General features: G+C 63.7%; 17 protein-coding genes and 1 tRNA gene. 14 read left to right on the plus strand and 4 right to left on the minus strand.

What is annotated here, in order from left to right:
* Positions 1-40: 40 nt before the first annotated feature.
* The gene (nadC, locus tag ISN38_RS18065) at positions 41-919 is read right to left on the minus strand and encodes a carboxylating nicotinate-nucleotide diphosphorylase (RefSeq protein WP_047325028.1); all 879 of its coding nucleotides are present in this window, start codon (positions 917-919) and stop codon (positions 41-43) included.
* Positions 916-1,185, minus strand: a complete 270-nt coding sequence (locus tag ISN38_RS18070) for a Trm112 family protein (protein ID WP_003468224.1) — start codon at positions 1,183-1,185, stop codon at positions 916-918. The genes nadC and ISN38_RS18070 overlap by 4 nt, the downstream gene beginning before the upstream one ends.
* A gap of 58 nt (positions 1,186-1,243) precedes the next feature.
* Between ISN38_RS18070 and purE the strand changes: the two genes are divergently transcribed.
* Positions 1,244-1,747, plus strand: coding sequence for a 5-(carboxyamino)imidazole ribonucleotide mutase (purE, locus tag ISN38_RS18075; RefSeq protein WP_003468225.1), 504 nt, complete (start codon positions 1,244-1,246; stop codon positions 1,745-1,747).
* Positions 1,744-2,895, plus strand: a complete 1,152-nt coding sequence (locus tag ISN38_RS18080; RefSeq protein WP_003468227.1) for a 5-(carboxyamino)imidazole ribonucleotide synthase — start codon at positions 1,744-1,746, stop codon at positions 2,893-2,895. The genes purE and ISN38_RS18080 overlap by 4 nt, the downstream gene beginning before the upstream one ends.
* A 106-nt stretch (positions 2,896-3,001) precedes the next feature.
* Here the strand turns inward: ISN38_RS18080 and ISN38_RS18085 are convergent, their stop codons facing one another.
* On the minus strand, positions 3,002-3,580 hold the full coding sequence (locus tag ISN38_RS18085; RefSeq protein ID WP_047325027.1) for a superoxide dismutase: 579 nt from the start codon (positions 3,578-3,580) through the stop codon (positions 3,002-3,004).
* 127 nt (positions 3,581-3,707) lie between these two features.
* Here ISN38_RS18085 and grxD point away from each other — a divergent pair, with 127 nt between their 5' ends.
* The 5 genes from grxD (at position 3,708) to ppnN (ending at position 10,497) form a co-directional block, all read left to right on the plus strand.
* Entirely contained in the window at positions 3,708-4,028 is a 321-nt protein-coding gene (gene grxD / locus ISN38_RS18090) for a Grx4 family monothiol glutaredoxin (protein ID WP_003468232.1), read from the plus strand.
* Positions 4,029-4,042: 14 nt separating this feature from the next.
* Entirely contained in the window at positions 4,043-4,765 is a 723-nt protein-coding gene (locus ISN38_RS18095; RefSeq protein WP_058362958.1) for an SDR family NAD(P)-dependent oxidoreductase, read from the plus strand.
* Positions 4,762-5,361 carry a MarC family protein gene (locus tag ISN38_RS18100; RefSeq protein WP_003468237.1) on the plus strand — a complete coding sequence of 200 codons (600 nt, stop codon included), beginning with the start codon at positions 4,762-4,764 and terminating at the stop codon, positions 5,359-5,361. The genes ISN38_RS18095 and ISN38_RS18100 overlap by 4 nt, the downstream gene beginning before the upstream one ends.
* 347 nt (positions 5,362-5,708) lie before the next feature.
* Complete coding sequence (locus tag ISN38_RS18105) at positions 5,709-8,999, plus strand: TonB-dependent receptor (RefSeq protein ID WP_230811713.1); 3,291 nt, start codon at positions 5,709-5,711, stop codon at positions 8,997-8,999.
* A gap of 109 nt (positions 9,000-9,108) precedes the next feature.
* Complete coding sequence (gene ppnN / locus ISN38_RS18110; RefSeq protein ID WP_003468240.1) at positions 9,109-10,497, plus strand: nucleotide 5'-monophosphate nucleosidase PpnN; 1,389 nt, start codon at positions 9,109-9,111, stop codon at positions 10,495-10,497.
* Here the strand turns inward: ppnN and ISN38_RS18115 are convergent.
* Positions 10,487-11,521 (minus strand): sensor histidine kinase, encoded by a 1,035-nt coding sequence (locus ISN38_RS18115; protein ID WP_038237519.1) that lies wholly within the window; start codon positions 11,519-11,521, stop codon positions 10,487-10,489. The genes ppnN and ISN38_RS18115 overlap by 11 nt on opposite strands.
* A gap of 222 nt (positions 11,522-11,743) precedes the next feature.
* Here ISN38_RS18115 and ISN38_RS18120 point away from each other — a divergent pair, with 222 nt between their 5' ends.
* The 7 genes from ISN38_RS18120 to ISN38_RS18150 all read left to right on the plus strand — a co-directional run bounded on the left by ISN38_RS18120 (position 11,744) and on the right by ISN38_RS18150 (position 18,597).
* On the plus strand, positions 11,744-12,250 hold the full coding sequence (locus tag ISN38_RS18120; RefSeq protein WP_003468243.1) for a GspH/FimT family pseudopilin: 507 nt from the start codon (positions 11,744-11,746) through the stop codon (positions 12,248-12,250).
* A 14-nt stretch (positions 12,251-12,264) separates the two neighbouring features.
* Entirely contained in the window at positions 12,265-12,735 is a 471-nt protein-coding gene (gene pilV, locus ISN38_RS18125; RefSeq protein ID WP_003468245.1) for a type IV pilus modification protein PilV, read from the plus strand.
* Positions 12,732-13,691 (plus strand): PilW family protein, encoded by a 960-nt coding sequence (locus tag ISN38_RS18130; RefSeq protein ID WP_038237521.1) that lies wholly within the window; start codon positions 12,732-12,734, stop codon positions 13,689-13,691. The genes pilV and ISN38_RS18130 overlap by 4 nt, the downstream gene beginning before the upstream one ends.
* Positions 13,692-13,693: 2 nt before the next feature.
* Positions 13,694-14,260, plus strand: a complete 567-nt coding sequence (locus ISN38_RS18135) for a pilus assembly PilX family protein (RefSeq protein ID WP_039005208.1) — start codon at positions 13,694-13,696, stop codon at positions 14,258-14,260.
* Positions 14,261-14,271: 11 nt separating this feature from the next.
* The gene (locus tag ISN38_RS18140) at positions 14,272-18,006 is read left to right on the plus strand and encodes a pilus assembly protein (protein ID WP_051036311.1); all 3,735 of its coding nucleotides are present in this window, start codon (positions 14,272-14,274) and stop codon (positions 18,004-18,006) included.
* The gene (locus tag ISN38_RS18145) at positions 18,006-18,434 is read left to right on the plus strand and encodes a type IV pilin protein (protein ID WP_047325024.1); all 429 of its coding nucleotides are present in this window, start codon (positions 18,006-18,008) and stop codon (positions 18,432-18,434) included. The genes ISN38_RS18140 and ISN38_RS18145 overlap by 1 nt, the downstream gene beginning before the upstream one ends.
* An 86-nt stretch (positions 18,435-18,520) precedes the next feature.
* Positions 18,521-18,597 (plus strand) — tRNA-Asn (locus ISN38_RS18150).
* Positions 18,598-18,609: the final 12 nt, after the last annotated feature.

Here is an 18,609-nt window from a genome sequence, read left to right on the forward strand (position 1 = left end):
GTGCGCAGCGTCGCAGAGCGGCGGGACCGCGGCCGTGAAGTCAGTGCGGCGGCGGTCCCAGCTTCAGCGACAGATCCACCGCCTGCACGTGCTTGGTCAGCGCGCCGATGGAGATGCAGTCCACGCCGTCGGCGGCGATCGCGCGCACGCCGTCCAGGTCGACGCCGCCGGAGACCTCCAACGGAATCGCCCGGTGGAACGGCGCCGCCGCGGCGATCGCCACCGCTTCGCGGCGTTGCGCCGCGTCGAAATCGTCGATCAGGATGCGGTCGCAGCCCACCGTCAACGCTTCGCGCAGTTGCGCCAGCGTTTCCACTTCGACCACCAGCGGCAGCTGCGGCCACTGCGCACGCGCCGCCTGCACCGCCGCGCTCAGCGAACCGGCGGCGTGGATGTGGTTTTCCTTCAGCATCACCGTGTCGTACAGGCCGAAGCGGTGGTTGCTGCCGCCGCCGCAGCGCACCGCGTACTTCTGCGCCAGGCGCAGGCCGGGCAGGGTCTTGCGCGTGTCCAGGATGCGCGCGCCGGTGCCGGCGACCGCGGCCACGTAAGCGGCGGTCGCGGTGGCGGTGGCGGACAGGGTCTGCAGGAAGTTCAGCGAGGCGCGCTCGGCGCTGACCAGCGCGCGGCTGCGCCCGTGCAACAGCGCCAGCACGGTGCCGGCGGCCACGTGCTCGCCCTCGGCGATGTGCCAGTCGATCCGCACCTGCGGGTCCAGTGTGCGGTGGCAGGCGTCGAACCAGGGCCGGCCGGCGATCACTGCGTCCTGCTTGCACAGCAGGTAGGCGCGGTCGGCGCGGTCGGGCAGCAGCGCGGCGGTGACGTCGCCGCTGCCGATGTCCTCGGCCAGCGCGCGTGCCACATCGGCGTCGATCGATGCCTGCGCCGGCGGCTGCAGCGGCGCCGCGGCGCCGCTCATTTGCCGGGGAAGTCGGTGAGCTGGGCGGTGCCGATCGCTTCTTCGGCCAACAGCACCGGGATGCCGTCGTCGACGCGGAACAGCTGCTTGCGGTCGCGGGTGATCAGCGCCTCGCGCAGCGCTTGCGCCTGCGGGCTGCCGTCGGCGCGCTGCACGCCGCCGGCGGCGATGGCGCGGTTCAGCGCCTCCAGCCCGCGCGCATCCAGCAGGGCCAGCGGTTGGCGGGTATCGGGCGAGCACAGCAGGTCGAGCAGTTTGCGATCCATCCGGTCTTCGTCTTGCGTGGAAGACGGCTAGAATACGTCTTTAAGGCAGGGGACGGCCATGACCTCCAAGCAAACCACGCCGCTCGTCGGCATCGTGATGGGTTCCCGCTCCGACTGGGAGACCATGCAGCATGCAGCGCAGAAACTCGATGCGCTGGGCGTGCCCTATGAAGTGAAGGTTGTGTCCGCGCACCGCACTCCGGACGTGCTGTTCGCCTATGCCGAAGCGGCCTCCACCCGCGGCCTGCGCGCGATCGTGGCCGGCGCCGGCGGCGCGGCGCACCTGCCGGGCATGCTCGCGGCCAAGACCGCAGTGCCGGTGCTCGGCGTGCCGGTGCAGTCCAAGGCGCTGAATGGCCTGGATTCGCTGCTGTCGATCGTGCAGATGCCGGCCGGCATCCCGGTCGCCACGTTCGCGATCGGCAACGCCGGTGCGGCCAATGCCGCGCTGTTCGCCGCGGCGATGCTGGCCGCCGAGCATGCCGACATCGGCACCGCGCTGCACGCCTTCCGCCAGCGCCAGACCGACGAGGTGATGGCCAAGGACGACCCGCGCCAATGAGTACCACTGTCGGAATTCTGGGCGGCGGCCAGCTGGCGCGCATGCTCGCCGTTGCCGGCGCGCCGCTGGGCCTGCGCTTCGTGATGCTGGATACGGTGGCCGACGCCTGCGCCGGGCAGGTCGCGCCGCTGCAGGTCGGCGACTACCGCGACGAGGCGGCGCTGGCCGCGTTCGCGGCCAAGGTCGATGTGGCCACCTTCGATTTCGAGAACGTGCCGGCGGCCAGTGCCGAATGGCTGGCGGAGCGGGTGCCTGTGTTCCCGAATCCGCGCGCGCTGGCAGTGGCGCAGGATCGGCTGGCCGAGAAGACCCTGTTTCGCGAACTGGGCATTCCGGTGCCGGATTTCGCCGCGATCGACAGCCGCGCCGAACTGGACGCTGCGTTGGCGCAGATCGGCACCCCGTGCATTCTCAAGACCCGGCGCCTGGGCTACGACGGCAAGGGCCAGTTCCGGATCAAGTCCGCGGCCGACGCCGATGCGGCCTGGTCCGCGTTGGGTGCGCAGGCGACCAGCGTGGGCCTGATCGTGGAAGCCTTCGTGCCGTTCCAGCGCGAGATCAGTGTGGTCGCGGCGCGCGGCCGCGACGGCGAGTTCCGCACCTGGCCGCTGACCGAGAACTGGCATGTGCAGGGCGTACTGTCGGCCAGTCTGGCCCCGGCGCAGGCCGATACGGCGCTGCAGCGGGCCGCCATCGCCCATGCGCAGGCGCTGGCCGAGCGCTTGCAGTATGTGGGCGTGTTCGCGCTGGAGCTGTTCTGTCGCGACGGCGAACTGCTCGCCAACGAGATGGCGCCGCGCGTGCACAACTCCGGCCATTGGACCATCGAAGGCGCGGAGACCTCGCAGTTCGAGAACCACCTGCGTGCGGTGCTGGGCCTGCCGCTGGGGTCCACGCGCATGCTCGGCCATGCCTGCATGCTCAACTGGATTGGGCAGATGCCCGACGCCGTGCCGGTGCTGGCGCAGCCGGGCGGACATTGGCACGACTACGGCAAGGAAGCGCGCGAAGGCCGCAAGGTTGGCCACGCCACGTTGCGCGAGGACACGCCTGAGGCCTTGGCGCAGGCGCTGCAGACGGTCGGCGCGCAGTTGCAGCGCGACGACCAGGTCGCCCCGGTGATCAAGGCGCTGCGCGCGCAGGGCTGAGCGGGTGCCGACGGCCGCGCCCCGGCCATGCCTGTGCGTGGTTGGGCGTGGCTGGGGCAATGCAACGATGCCGCCGGCCAGTCAGATCGAATCCCGAATCCCGGCTTCAAACCATGTTCGCCGTCACGAACTCCCAGTTCACCAGCTTCCAGAACGCTTCCAGGTAGCGCGCACGGTCGCCGCGGTAGTCGATGTAGTAGGCGTGTTCCCATAGGTCGCAGGCCAGCAGCGGGGTGTCCTCGCCGGTCAGCGGCGAGCCGGCGTTGACGGTGGCGAGCAGCGCCAGCGTGGCGTCCGGGCGTTGCACCAGCCACACCCAGCCCGAGCCGAACACAGCCAGCGCCATGTGTTCGAACTCGGCCTTGAAGCGGGCGAAATCGCCGAAGTTCCTGGCGATGCGCTCGCCGAGCGCGCCGCCAGGTTCGCCGCCGCCGCGCGGACGCAGTCCACGCCAATAGAACGCGTGGTTCCATACCTCGGCCGCGTGATGGAACAGGCGGCCCTGGGTGCGGCGCACCAGGTCCTGCAACGGCAGGTCGGCGAATTCGCTGCCGGCGATCTGGGCATTGAGCCGTTCCACCAGCGCGCGCTGGTGCTGGCCGTGGTGCTGGTCCAGGGTCTCGGCGGACAGGTGCGGCGCCAGCGCCGCGCGGTCGTACGGCAGGGGAGCGAGTTCGATGGCCATGGATCCTCTGGAGCGGTTTCGGGGGCGTGTTTCGGTACTGCCATGCGCAGGGCTTACACTATGCTGCTACGCGAAAGTCTAGCCGACCGCCAAGGTCGTTCTTTCGCCCCAGCAGGAGAAAACCCGCATGCAGGTGATGGAGCGCATCCAGGCCGACGTCGAACGCCATCCCATCGTGTTGTTCATGAAGGGCACGCCGCAGTATCCGATGTGCGGGTTTTCCAGCCGCGCGCTGCAGGCCCTGCTGGCCGCCGGCGCCGATCGGCTGCACACCGTCAATGTGCTCGACGAGCCCGAGATCCGCGCCAATCTGCCCCGCCATTCGAACTGGCCGACGTTCCCGCAGCTGTTCATCCACGGCGAACTGATCGGCGGCTGCGACATCACCATGGAACTGTTCGAATCCGGCGAGTTGCAGCGCATTGTGGCCGAGGCCTACCAGCCGTGACAGCGGCGGCGGCGATGCACGCGGGCGCGCTGGCGCAGCGCGTGGTGTTGGTGTGCGGCGCCGCCGGCGGGCTGGGCAGTGCCGCGGCCATGGCCTGCGCCCAGGCCGGCGCCACGGTGGTGCTGCTCGGGCACAAGCCGGCGCGCCTGAACCGGGTTTACGACGCGATCGCCGCCATCGGCGCGCAGCCGCTGCTGTATCCGCTGGACCTGCTCGGCGCCACGCCGGAAGACTATGCGACGCTGGCCGAGCGGCTGCAGGCCGAGCTCGGGCGGTTGGACGGACTGCTGCACTGCGTCGCCGATTTCGTCGGCCTGACCCCGCTCGAACACGCCGACCCGGCGCAGTTCGCGCGCGCCATCCACATCAACCTGACCGCCCCGGGCTGGCTGACCCAGGCTTGCCTGCCGCTGCTGAAGCAGGCGGCGGACGCGGCGATCGTGTTCGCGCTCGATGACCCGGCGCGTGTCGGCCAGGCTTACTGGGGCGGCTACGGCGTGGCCCAGCATGGCCGCCGAGGCCTTCTGGCGACCCTGCACGGCGAACTGGCGGCCTCGACGGTGCGCGTGGCCGGACTGCAGCCCGGGCCGATGCGCAGCGCGCTGCGCGCACGCGCCTACACCCACCAGGAAGACCTGGACGCGGTCGATCCGGCGCACTACGCGGCCGCCTGCGTGGAACTGCTGGCGCCCGCCGGCGCCGCGCACCGCGGCGCGATCTGGAATCCCCTGGCATGACCATCCTGTCGGCAGCCTTGCTGCTGTTCCTGATCCTCGACCCGCTGGGCAACATCCCGGTATTCCTCAGCGTGCTCAAACCGTTGCCGGCCAAGCGCCAGCGCGTGGTGCTGGCGCGCGAACTGCTGATCGCGCTGGGCGTGCTGATGGCGTTCCTGTGGGGCGGCAAGTACGCGCTGGAAGTGATGCACCTGCGCCAGGAATCGGTGTCGATCGCCGGCGGCATCGTGCTGTTCCTGATCGGCATCCGCATGATCTTCCCGCGCCCGGAAGGGCTGATGGGCGAGATCCCCGACGGCGAGCCGTTCATCGTGCCGCTGGCGATCCCGCTGGTGGCCGGGCCGTCGGGCATGGCCGCGGTGATGCTGATGGGCAGCAACGAACCCACCCGGCTGGGCGAATGGAGCCTGGCGCTGATCCTGGCCTGGATCGGCACCTCGGCGCTGCTGTTTTCCGGCACCCTGCTGTACAAGCTGCTCGGCATGCGCGTGCTGATCGCGGTCGAGCGGCTGATGGGCATGCTGCTGGTGGCGATCTCGGTGCAGATGTTCCTGGACGGCCTCGGCGTCTATCTGAAGCTGCCGGTCGCCGGCTGAGCGGCGGTCCGCCGCGCGCCTGCGCGGTGCCGTGCCATCTCTCTCGATCCGTGCCGATGCTGCGATGCGCAGGATAGTGGCGGCGATCGCACGCCAGCTGCGCTGGCGCCAACGCCACGACCACGCAAACTGTGATGTAGAGGACGTCATGTCCATTTGTTCCAGTTCGTCACGTTTCGGCAACAAATCGGCACTATGGTGTTAAGCTGATGTTAAACCTTGCGGGGGATCTAGCAAGGGGGCACGAACCTCATTCCGCTGCCGTGCGCCGACCAGGACGGCGCGCTATGCGCATTTCGTCAACTTCCATCGAGGCTATTGCAATGACTCAACCCCGCCGTCTCCGGATGTCCAAGCTCACCCTTGGCCTCGTTGCTGCGCTCGCCGCCGCCCCTGTGTTCGCCCAGAGCACCTCCTCCGGCATTGGTGGCATGGTCACCCACAATGGCCAGCCCGTCGCGGGCGCCGAAGTGACCATTACCCACGTCGAATCCGGAACGGTCAGCCGCGCTAGCACCGATGCGAGCGGCCGCTACAACGCGCGCGGCTTGCGCGTCGGCGGCCCGTACAACGTCACCATCACCAAGCCGGGCGATGGCACCCAGACCCAGGAGGGCATCTATCTGGGCCTGGATCAGGTCGCCAGCGTCAATGCGCAGCTGACCGGCGACGTCGCCACGCTGGAGTCGATGCAGGTCACCGCCGCACGCGGTTCCGAGGCGTTCACCTCGGACAACAAGGGCATTTCCACCAACCTGTCGCGCGGCGATCTCGACCGCACGCCGATGCCGGACCGCTCGATCCAGAACGTGGTGCGTTCCGATCCCCGCGTCGTGGTCACCGACCGCGATCGCGGCGCGTTCTCGGCAATGGGCCAGAACAATCGCTACAACAGCATCACCGTCGACACCATCAGCGCGGGCGATCCCTTCGGTCTGAACGACAACGGCCTGCCGACCAAAGGCACGCCGATCTCGCAGGACGCGATCGAGAGCTACAACATCTCCACCGCCAACTTCGACGTCGCCACCCGCCGCGGCGTGGGCGCTTGGGTCAATGCCGTCACCAAGAGCGGTACCAACGATTTCCACGGCTCTGCCTACTACGTCTACCAGAACGCCGACGACATGATCGGCAAGGGCGAGACCGACGCCAAGTGGACCGGCTACACCAAGGACACAACCAAGGGCGCGACCCTGGGTGGGCCGATCCTCAAGGACAAGCTGTTTTTCTTCGCTTCCTACGAGGAGAGCAAGAAGGAGGCCCCGGGCGCGATCTGGGGCACCTCCGATTCCAGCGCCATCAGCAAGGTGAGCGGCGTAACCACGGCGCAGCTCCAGCAGATCACCACGACCGCGCAGAACCTCGGGCTTTCGCCGGGCGACGACGGTTCGGCCAGCACCGACATCGAAAGCAAGCGCTACCTGGCCAAGCTCGACTGGAACATCAGCGACTACCACCGCGCCAGCCTGCGCTTCAGCCGTACCGAAGAAGACGAGCCGATCATCACCGCCAGCAGTTCCACACAGCTGAAGCTGTCGAGCAACTGGTACGTGTTGAACAAGACCAACACCAGCTATGCGCTGAGCTTCTACGACGACTGGAGCGAGAAGTTCTCCACCGAAGCGTCGGTGGGCTACAGCAAGTTCGAGCAGGACCGTGCGCCGCTGGTCGGCGGCTACCAGCCCGAAATCACCGTGCGCACCAGTGGCGCCGACACCGGCAGCAGCGTGCTGCTTGGCACCGACTATTCCAGCCAGGCCAATGTGCTCAGCGTCAAGAGCTGGAACGCGTACTTCGCCGGTAGTTGGTTCCTCGGCGACCACGTGGCCAAGGCCGGTATCGACTACCAGCAGGACGAGGTCTACAACCTGTTCCTGCAGCGCTACAACGGCACCTACGCCTTCAACTCGATCGCCGATTTCGCCAGTGGCACCTATCGCCGCTATCAGCTCTCGCAGCCGGCCGCAGGCTATACCCTGGACAACGTCGCCGCCATCTTCAAGATGAAGCAGTACGGCCTGTTCCTGCAGGACACCTGGCGGGCGACCGATCGCCTGTCGATCCAGTACGGCCTGCGCTACGACGTGCCGAAGGTCAATCCGATGCCGACCTACAATCCGTGTTTCGCCGCGGACGCGGGCGTCACCGGCAATTTCGGCGCGTGCGGCCTGCGCGCGACCCCGGCCAACGCCAACGCGTCAGTGGGCGGCTTCGGCTTCTCCAACACCGGCACCATCGACGGCAACAGTGTCCTGCAGCCGCGCTTCTCCTTCAACTACGACCTGGATACCGAGCGCCCGACGCAACTGCGTGGCGGTGCCGGTCTGTTCGTCTCCAACACGCCGGCGGTATGGGTGGGTAACCCCTATTCCAACAATGGCGTCGCTGTGACCACCTACGACGTCAACCGTCGTAAGACCGCCGCCGATCCGGCGTTCAGTGCAGATCCGTTCGGCCAGAACGTCCCGGGCGGCACGGTGACGCCGCCGGGCCTGGGCAGCTCGAGCATGACCGTGAACGTGGTCGATCCCAACTTCAAGCTGCCGGCCGTCTACAAGTACACCCTGGGCCTGGACCACCAGCTGCCGTGGCAGGACCTGGTGTTCACCGCGGAATATCAGCACCTCGACGTCGACAAGGGCATCCTGTATCAGGATCTGAACATGGGCGCGCCGACCGGCACGCTGCCGGATGGACGCTACACCTATGCACGCTTCCCGAACCAGGCACCGGGCAGCACCAACACCGCGAACTGGAACAAGAATGCGTCGTTCAGCAACGTCATCTATCTGACCAATACGGACAAGGGTAAGTCGGACAACTTCACCGTATCGCTTAAGAAGCCCTTCGACGGCACCTGGAGCGCGATGCTGGCCTACACCTACAGCCGCGCCACCGAAGTGAACCCGGGCACCTCCAGCGTCGCCTACAGCAGCTATCAAAATCGCGCCTGGTACAACCCGTCCGACGATGCCGCTGGCATTTCCAACTACTCCATCCCCAACCGCATCATCGCGCAGCTGAGCTGGGAGCATAAGTTCTTCGGCGACTACGCGACCCGCGTTTCCGCGTTCTACGACGGCCACAACGGCGCGCCGTACAGCTGGGTGTTCGGCAACGATGCCCAGGGCCTGGGTCTGTCGTCCGGCCGCTCGCTGGCTTACGTGCCGTCCGGTCCGAACGACGTGGTCTGGGCCAATGCGACCTCGCAGCAGCTGTCCTCGTCGTTCTGGGAGTACATCGGCAAGCATCCGGAGCTGGCGCGCTACAAGGGGGACGTTGCCGAGCGCAATTCCTCGCGTGCGCCATGGGTGAACCAGTTGGACATGTCCTTCAGCCAGGAAATTCCCGGCTTTGCCAAGGGCCACAAGGGCGAGATCCGTCTGGACATGTTCAATGTGCTGAACATGCTCAACAAGGATTGGGGTGTGGAGCACCGTGCCGACTTCCCGCTGGTACGCAACCTGGCCAACGTGGCCGGCGTCACCGCCGACGGCAAGTACATCTACGATATCTCCAGCACCAGCCTGTACAACCGCAACGGCACCTATGCGCCGACCGATCTGGCCATCAACGAAACGCAGAACCCGTCGCAGCGCTGGTCGCTGCTGCTGACGCTGCGCTATACGTTCTAACCGGGTCTTCGCGCAGGCGTTACACGAAACGGCCGGGGTAACCCGGCCGTTTTCTTTTGCGGAGGCTGACGCTACAGTCGCCGTTGACGACAACGACAAGAATTGCGATATGACGACGAGCAATACGGCGGCACGGGCGCTGCCGGTAGTGGATGCGCGGATCTACCCGCGCGGCGCCCTGGACATCCTCTCGCGCGTGGAAGTGGTGCGCCTGCGCGACGCGTCCAGCGGAGGCCTGCACGAACTGCTGCGGCGCTGCGCGCTGGCGGTGCTGACCAGCGGCAGCGCGTCCGACGACCCGCGCGCCGCGCGCGACCTCTATCCGGACTTCGACATCCAGGTGGTGCAGCGCGATCGCGGCGTGCGCATCGACCTGCTCAATGCGCCGGCGATGGCGTTCGTGGACGGGGAGATCATCAACGGCGTGGCCGAGTTGCTGTTCGCCGTGGTCCGCGACCTGGCCTACATGGCCATCGAACTGGGGCCGGAATCGGCCGCCGACTTGGAGTCCGGCGAGGGCATCACCAATGCCGTGTTCGGGCAGCTGCGCAACGCGCGCATCCTGCAGCCGGCCGATCCCAACCTGGTGGTGTGCTGGGGCGGCCATTCGATCTCGCGCGACGAGTATCTGTACACCAAGCAGGTCGGCTACGAGCTGGGCCTGCGCGGGCTGGACATCTGCACCGGCTGCGGCCCGGGCGCGATGAAGGGGCCGATGAAGGGCGCCACCATCGCCCATGCCAAGCAGCGCAAGCACGACAACCGCTACATCGGCCTCACCGAGCCGGGCATCATCGCCGCCGAGTCGCCGAACCCGATCGTCAACCACCTGGTGATCATGCCGGACATCGAGAAGCGCCTGGAGGCCTTCGTCCGCATCGGCCACGGCATCATCGTGTTCCCCGGCGGCGTCGGCACCGCCGAGGAGATCCTGTACCTGCTCGGCATCCTGCTGCGCGAGGAGAATCGCGCGTTGCCGTTCCCGCTGCTGCTGACCGGCCCGACCATCGCCGCGCCGTATTTCCAGCAGATCGACCGCTTCCTGCGCCTGACCCTGGGCGAGATCGCCACCTCGCGCTACGAGATCGTGGTCGGCGATCCGGTCGCGGTGGCGCGCAAGATGGCCGAGGGCATCCAGGAAGTGCGCCTGCACCGCAAGGAGCAGAAGGACGCGTTCTACTTCAACTGGTCGGTGGACATCCCGCTGGAATACCAGCGTCCGTTCGTGCCGACCCACGAGGCGATGGCCGCGCTCGATCTGCATCACGGCCGCCCGCCGCACGCCCTGGCGGCGGATCTGCGCCGCGCCTTCTCCGGCATCGTCGCCGGCAACGTCAAGGAAGACGGCATGCGCCGCATCGAGCAGTACGGCCCGTTCGAGATCCATGGCGACGCGGACATGATGCAGGCCCTGGACGCACTGCTGCGCGCCTTCGTCGAGCAGCGCCGGATGAAGATCTCCGGCGAGTACCGGCCTTGTTATCGGGTCATGGCCTGAGTTCGATCCGGATCGTCGCCACGAACAACGCGTCGTCCTCCAGGCCCGTGCTCAGGACGCCGCCCTGCATGCTTTCCAGGCGCGTGCGCAATGCCGACAATCCGACCCGGTGGCCACGACCCAGGTGCGGCGTGGAACCGGCCGGGGGCAGCGTATTGCTGACCTCGATCTTCAGTCGGTTGTGGGCTTGGCCGATGGCGATGCGGATCTCGCCGCCATCGGGCGAGCATTCGATCCCGTGATGCACTGCGTTCTCGACCAGGGGTTGCAGCGAAAGCCGCGGGACTCTGGCCTGCGGCAGCGGCGACGGCAGCTCCCAGCGCACGCGCAGGCGCGGTCCGAAACGAATGGCTTCGATGTCGAGATAGCGCCTCGCCAGGTCGATCTCGTCGTCGAGGCTGACCAGGTCGGGCGTTGCCAGCGCGGCGCGGAACAGATCGGATAGATCCATCAGCAACTGCTCGACTTGCTGCGGTTGGCGATGCACCAGCATCACCGCGGTATTGAGCGTATTGAACAGGAAGTGCGGCTGCACGCGCGCGGTGAGCGCGTCGATTTCCGCCTGCTTGGCGCGTTCGACCAATTGCTTGATGCGGATATGGTTGTTCAGCGCAGCCATACCGAGCAGGCCGATCAGCAAGGTGATGCCGGACAGCTGCAGCGAGAGCGTCAGCCATGCTGCGGTCGACAGCTGCCAGTAGTCGCCGAACGCAGACAGGATCACCCAGCTGATCAACCAGGTCAGCAACTGCATCAGGCCAAGCGTCGCGGCAGTGATCGGCAGGATGCCTCTGCCGGCCAGGGCGCGGCGCAGCATCAGCAGGCTGGCCAGGGTCAGCAATGCCACCCATTGGATACCGAGCGAGGCCAGGCCGAAGTAGACCCAGCGGTTTCCCCCTGGGCCCTGGCTCGGGGTCAGCGCCAGAATGGCGGCGATGCATTCGCCGGCCATGACGATCCAGATCAGCGTGGATGGTTGCTTGAGCACTTGCAACTGGTCGTTCGAGTACGCGGGGGAGGGCATCGAGAGCGGGCGGAGGAGGGCGGACGCGCATCATGCCGGCAACGGCGCCGGTTCGCACGATCCGTCCAGCCGCCCATATCCGCCATCCGTCGGCAATGGCTGGTGCGGCGGCGGTACACCCGTTAGTGTTCGCCTGGGGAAATTTGGGGAAACGATATGTGTGTTCCTGAGCAGCGCCGCCTTGCCGTATCCAGGCTGCGCGGGTTCACGCTGGTAGAGCTGATGGTCACGGTCGCCGTGCTGGCGATCATCATGGCGTTGGCATTTCCCAGCTTCACCATGCTGATCCGCAGCAACCGCTTGACCAGCACCGCCAATGAGTTGGTCGCCGCCTTGCAGGTATCGCGCTCGGAGGCGGTGCGCCTGAACGGCGGGGTCAGTCTGTGCCGCAGCGACAACGGCAGCACCTGCGCCAGCGGCGGCGACTGGACCCATGTGCTGACGGTGGCGCGCGACGGCACCGTGTTGCGGACAACGACGCTGCGCACCGGCCTGTCCGTTTCCAGTTCGGCACTGGATGCGCTGGGCGACAAGCTCACGTTCAATGCCGACGGCATTGCCCGCGACAGCAACGGTACGCCATTGAACAGCGATGCAGTGCTCGTCGTTTGCATGCCGGTCACCAGTCCCTCCGACAACGTGCGCAGCGTGTCCATGAGCGGGGGCAGTCGGATTTCCATCGCGCGTAGTTCGAACGGCGGCCAGTGTCCGGGCCAGACCGCTCCTTGACAAGCAGAGGCGCCATGAAACGATTCCACAGCGGCAGGAACATCGCCGGCGTCACCCTCATCGAGGTGATGATCTCCGTGCTGATCCTCGGGATCGGCATGCTCGGCGTGGCCGCGATGCAGACCACCGCGCTACGCAACAACCAGAGCGCGATGCAGCGCAGTCAGATCGTCATGCAGACCTACACCATTCTGGATGCGATGCGCGCCAACCGCGACGCTGCGCTGATCGGCAAATACAACACTGCCGGCATGGTCTGCAAGCCGCCGACCGGCGGCAGCCTGATCCAGAATGATCAAGCCGCGTGGCTTGGCGCTCTGCAAAACACCATCGGCGGCGATCCCACGACGACCTGCGGTTCTATTGCATGCCTGGATGGCAAATGTAAGGTCAGCATCCAGTGGGACGATAGCCGTGCTGCAGATGCCAGCCAGTCCCGTATTGGTAGTGCCACGCAAACGCTCGATACGGTGACGCAGCTGTGAAGCCTTCTTTTCTTCGCACCTCACCGTCCCGTCAGTCCGGCTTCAACCTGGTCGAACTGATGATTTCGATGCTGCTCGGCTTGCTGGTCGTCGGCGCTGCCATCGGCATCTTCCTGTCCAATCGCAAGGCCTACGCGGCCACCGAAGGCCTGAGCCGGGTGCAGGAATCGGCCCGCATCGCCTTCGAAATGATGGCCCGGGATATCCGAGAGGCGGGCGGTAACCCCTGCGACTCCGGGTTGCCTGTGGCCAACGTACTGTCTGATCCCACGTCCGAGTGGTGGAAGAACTGGGCGCAGCCGCTGCAGGGCTTCGACAACAGCGGCCCGCCGGGTATCACCTCCAAGAGCGGCACCGATGCGATCCAGGTCCTGTCCGCAAGCAATGGTGGCGCCACCGTCACTGCGCACAACGCCGGCAGCCAGACCCTGACGCTCAACGCCGCCGCCGCCGATCTTCATACCAATGCGGTGATGTTGCTGTGCGACCGACAACAGGTTGCAGTGCTGCAAGCCGATGGCGTCTCGGGCACCAGTGTTACCTACAAGAGCGGCGCCTTGAACGCATGCAATCGGCTAGGACGTCTGCCGGGAGTCTGTGCTGCCGGCTCCAATAACTACACCTACGAGATGAATTCCCTGCTGACCGAGTTGCGCGCGGTGCGTTGGTATGTCGCGGACAACCCGCGCGGCACCTCGCTATACCAGGCTGTGCTCGGGCCGGGCGGCACGGTCAACGCAAACGAAATCACCGAAGGTGTCTCGAATTTGCAGTTCGAGTATCTGGTTACCGGAAAGAGCGGCTACGTCACAGGCGCTGCCGTCGCTGATTGGGCCAACGTGGTTGCGGTCAAGATCACCATGACGGTCAATTCCGGGGACGCCGTGAGCAGCGACAACACGCCGCTGTCGCGTGAATTCACGACCATCGTGAGCATCAGGAACAGGAATTCGTGAGCATGCATTCGTCCATCCGTCGGCAATCCGGCATCTCCCTCATCATCGTGCTGCTGCTGCTGCTGGTCATGACCTTGCTGGGCCTGGCCGTGCTGCGCAGCACGTTGCTGGAGGAGCGGATGTCTTCCAACATGCGTGACCGCAGTCTGGCATTCCAGGCGGCGGAAGGCGCGCTGCGCGATGCGGAAAAAGTCATCCAGGGCGCCGCAAGCGGCAATCCCGTGGGATTCAACTGCTCATCCGGCACTACCGTCTGCCCTGCCATACCGAGTAATACCTATACCGGCAATGTCAGCGGATGCACGCTGGGTGCCGAAGAATGTTGGGTGGATGCCAAAATCGCCCAGACGTTGCAACCCGGCCCCCCGCAGTACTACATCCAATACCTGGGTCAGCGCACCAGCGAAGACCAACTGGGCCTGGGGTCGAGCGTCAATCAGAATCAGTACGGCGGTGCCGGCGGTACCTCGCTCGAACACTACTACCGGATCATCGCGCGCAGCGCCAGCCCCGCGGCCGCAGATGGGCGCGCGATCGTCGTCCTGCAAACCAACGTCACCGTCAAGTAAAGGCCTTCACCATGACCAGTCGGGCAAAAAATGCGAAGCGCAGGGACTCGTTCCTCGCCGTGGCGGCAGGTCTCCTGATCGGGACCATCGGTGGTGCGGGCGCGGAGGTCGACGTGTCGCAATCTCCGCTGTACGTGGGCAGTGACGTGCCCGGTAATCTCGCGCTGGTGCCTTCGGTTGAGTATCCCACTGCGATTAGTGTGGCCAACCTGGGCGATTTTGTGGTTGGTACGAAATATGTGGGCTATTTTGACTCGTCCAAATGTTACAAATACCACTACGAAGAGATTGAGGCCAATCGCTATTTTTACCCGGTCAATCGGACCGAGGCTCAGCCCAACGCTAATTATCAGTGCGATGCAGATGGCTATTGGTCGGGAAATTTTCTCAATTGGGCTGGGACTCAGACTATCGATCCATTCCGTTCGGCATTGACAGGTGGATATCGCGTGGTCGATACGCCGACTACCACCGTGGTTGAGAAGGCAATCGGCGAGCGGGTCGATGTTAGAGATTTCCCGAGGCGCACGGTGTCCGATGCCAATACAGTGAAGGGGGGCATCGCTTCCAAGTGGAGTAGCCTCAAGATTCGTGTAGATGGACTCGGCAGCCAGATGTGGATCACGAAGAATGTCGATGTGGTTAACACTACCAATATCAACACTTCTTTGATATATCCATACAATCCAGCAATACACACATTGGACGGTAGCTGTGTAAGCTACGATAGCAAAAATAAGTGCGTTCTAACCGACGATAACGCGGTTTTTGCCGTAAGTGTGCGAGTCAAGGTCTGCGACAGTTCCGCAGGATTGGAAGATAATTGCGTCAAGTATTCGCAGGGCTATAAGCCAGAAGGGCTGATTCAGCAGTATTCGCAACGGATAAAATACAGCATATTTGGATATTTGAATATCGATGGTAATGGAGTTGATACAGGGGTCTTGCGTGCCAGGCAGAAGTTTGTAGGGCCAAAAACGTATGCGCCGGAGCAAGGGCCGGCAACTAATCCAAATGCTGAGTGGGATCCAACGACGGGCGTGCTTGTTGTAAATCCGGACAAGGCGGATGCGGATGCGGCGACGCTTCTCGTTGGCGCAAGCAAGCCTATCATCAATAGTGGTGTCATCAACTATCTGAATAAATTCGGGCAGATGAAGACGGGCAAGAACATCAAAAGTAATGACGACGTCAGCGAGCTTTATTACGCGGCCTTGCGGTACTTCAAAAAACAGGGTGATGTAGCCGCCTACTCCGCCTTTACCAGTGCTGATGCCAATGTGCGCTATCAGCAGGCGGATGCTTTTCCTGTAATCAATAAATGGAATGATAAAAAGCTCGACCCCATATCGTATTGGTGTCAGACGAACGTTATTCTTGGTATTGGTGACACCAATACCCATAACGATAAAAACCTTCCGGGCAATCAAGGGTATGGTGGTACTAGCCTTAGCAATGAGCCTGCGATGCCGCAGGAGGTTAAGAATGACAAGGCCGTCGATGTCGTCAAATTGCTGACCAATATCTTGAAGATGGAAGGGCAGTCTGATGCGACTGCGTTGTCGCGTGCAACTTCCGCTAATTTTAACGGAAATGGAAATTCTGGATATATTGCCGCGCTCGCTTATCATGCGCATACTCAGGATCTGCGCTCTGATCTGCCGGGAATCCAGACTGTATCGACGAATTGGGTGGATGTGGTCGAGGGCGGCGACTACAAAAGCAAAGTGAAGAATCAATATTGGTTGGCTGGAAAATACGGCGGTTTCACCGTTCCGGCAGGATATGATCCTAACACTAATATCAAGCCCCTTGCGATTGAGGCTTGGTGGACGAATAGGGAATATGTTGGTGGCAATAAGGATTTCCAACGTGCTGACAATTTCTATGTCGCAAACGAAGCCGCGAAGATGGTCAGCAGCCTTAAAAGCGCTTTCCAGCGTATCCTGGATCAACTGAGGGGTTCGGCGGCGTCACTTTCCAGTAATACGACGAAATTGGAATCTGGCGCGATGGCCTATCAATCATCGTTTTACGCCGGTACGTGGCGTGGCGATGTTGCAGGGTACAAGGTCGATCGTTCCAGCGGTGCGCTTACCCAGGCATGGAGCGCTGGCGAAAATTTTCCTTCCTGGAGTAGTCGGGTCATCAAGTTCGCCAGTGCTGGCGTTTTGAAGGATTTCAACTCTTCGAATCTGTCTGGTACTGCTCTCTCTACTGCGACCCAGGCGCAGATTGATTATTTGCGAGGGGATCGTTCCAACGAGAAGTCCAACACCAACGGTACGCTACGCACGCGGACCGGCATCCTGGGCGACATCGTCAATTCGCAGCCGGTTTATGTGGGCTCGCCGAATGCGCGGCTCTACACCACAGCAAGCTTTACCGGCGCGAGTGCATACGCCTCGTTTGCCGCTGCCAAGGCGACGCGCACTCCAATGCTTTACGTGGGCGCCAACGACGGCATGTTGCATGGTTTCGACGCTGGCTCTGGCGCCGAAAAGTTCGCGTTCGTGCCAGCGGCGGCGATGAACGGCCTGCTGAAATACACCGATCCCGGGTACCAGCATCGCTACTACGTGGATGGGGAGCTCACCGTTTCCGACATCTACGATACGGCGTCTGCGAGCTGGCGCTCCATTCTGATTGGAACCATGGGGCGCGGCGGCAAGGGCATGTTCGCGCTGGACGTCACCGATCCTGACAACATTTCCCTGCTGTGGGACAAGACCTCTACCGACCTTGCTGCGCTGGGGAACAATCTTGGCAAGCCGATCATCGGGCAGCTTGGCAACGGCCAGTGGTATGCAATGGTCGGTAATGGTCCCAACAATAGCGGCGATTCGGCCGATCTGGTGCTGGTCAACATTCTGAGCGGGGACTCCAGCAGCATTGCGACCGGCGCGGCTGGCGACAATGGCTTGTCCTCGGTGCTGGCGTGGTCCTCGAACAACGACTACATCGTCGATCGAATCTATGCCGGCGATTTGAAAGGCAATCTGTGGCGCTTCGACATGACTGGTGCCTCCGGCAAGGCGACGCGCCTGTTCACTGCGCAGTACGCTGCCAAGACTCAGCCGATCACCGCTGCGCCAACCGCGGCAAAGGATCCTTCGACAGGATTGACCTGGGTATTCTTCGGTACCGGTAAGTACTTGTCCGATGGAGATATTTCCAACAAGGACGTGCAGACCTGGTATGGCTTGATCGATCGCGGTAGCGCGATCGCGTCGGATCGCTCCACCTTGAACAAGGTCGATATCGAGCAGCAGGGTGTCGTGAACGGGTATGCCGTGCGCGTCATCGAAGATCAGCCCAGTCCTGGCGTGAATGGCTGGTACATGGACTTGATCCCCCCTTCCGGAACGGCGGAGGGCGAGCGCATGGTGGTGTCGAATTTCTTCCAGGGGACCGCGTTGATCGGCACTACTCGGATACCCGACTCGGGCGATGTCTGTAGTCCCAGCGGCAAGGGCTTCGTGATGGCGATCAATCCGTTCACGGGCGGGCGCATGCCGCAGTCGTTCTTCGATCTGGACGGCAGCGGTGGCTCCAGCACCGGAGATACCTTGAATGGCAAGCCTGTTTCCGGGATCGGGCTGAACAGCAGTCCCAACAGCCCCATCTTCATCGGCAATCAGATGCAGATCGGTCTGGACAATGCCAGTACGATCAGTCTTGGCACCAATAGCAGCGCGCTCAGCATGAAGCGCGTGTCCTGGCGTGAACTTCTGAGGAACGATTGATGCGTCCCCTTCTTGGCACTCCTTCGCGGCAGCGCGGCTTCACCCTCATCGAAATCATGATCGTGGTGCTGATCGTGGGCATCCTGGCGGCCATCGCCTTCACCAGCTACCAGGCCTATGTTGTCAAGGCGCGCCGGTCTGCTGCGGCGGTATGTGTGCAGCAAGGAGCGCAGTTGATGGAGCGCCAGTACACACTCAAAATGTCGTACCTCAACGAGGACGGAAATCCACCTAAAGCTCCGGTGTGTGACGCGGGCGTAGACCGGTTCTACACAATGAGCTTTACTGGTCAGCCAACCGCCAGTACTTTCAAGCTCACAGCCACGCCCACCGACTTGCAGAAGGACACGAAATGCGGTGCGCTGAGCCTCGACCAGACTGGCGCCCGCACGACATCAACAGGCGCGAACGAAGCTGAATGCTGGTGATGGAGTAGGAAGCTTAGCGCTGGAGGGGGGAGGCTGCCTTGCCCCCCTTGTCATGCCCCTAAGGCCTCTATACAATGCGCCTCCCCGCCCGAATAGCTCAGCCGGTTAGAGCACTTGACTGTTAATCAGGGGGTCGTTGGTTCGAGTCCAACTTCGGGCGCCAGAAATATCAAGG

The organism is Xanthomonas translucens pv. undulosa (assembly GCF_017301775.1).
Classification (GTDB): Bacteria; Pseudomonadota; Gammaproteobacteria; order Xanthomonadales; family Xanthomonadaceae; genus Xanthomonas_A; species Xanthomonas_A translucens.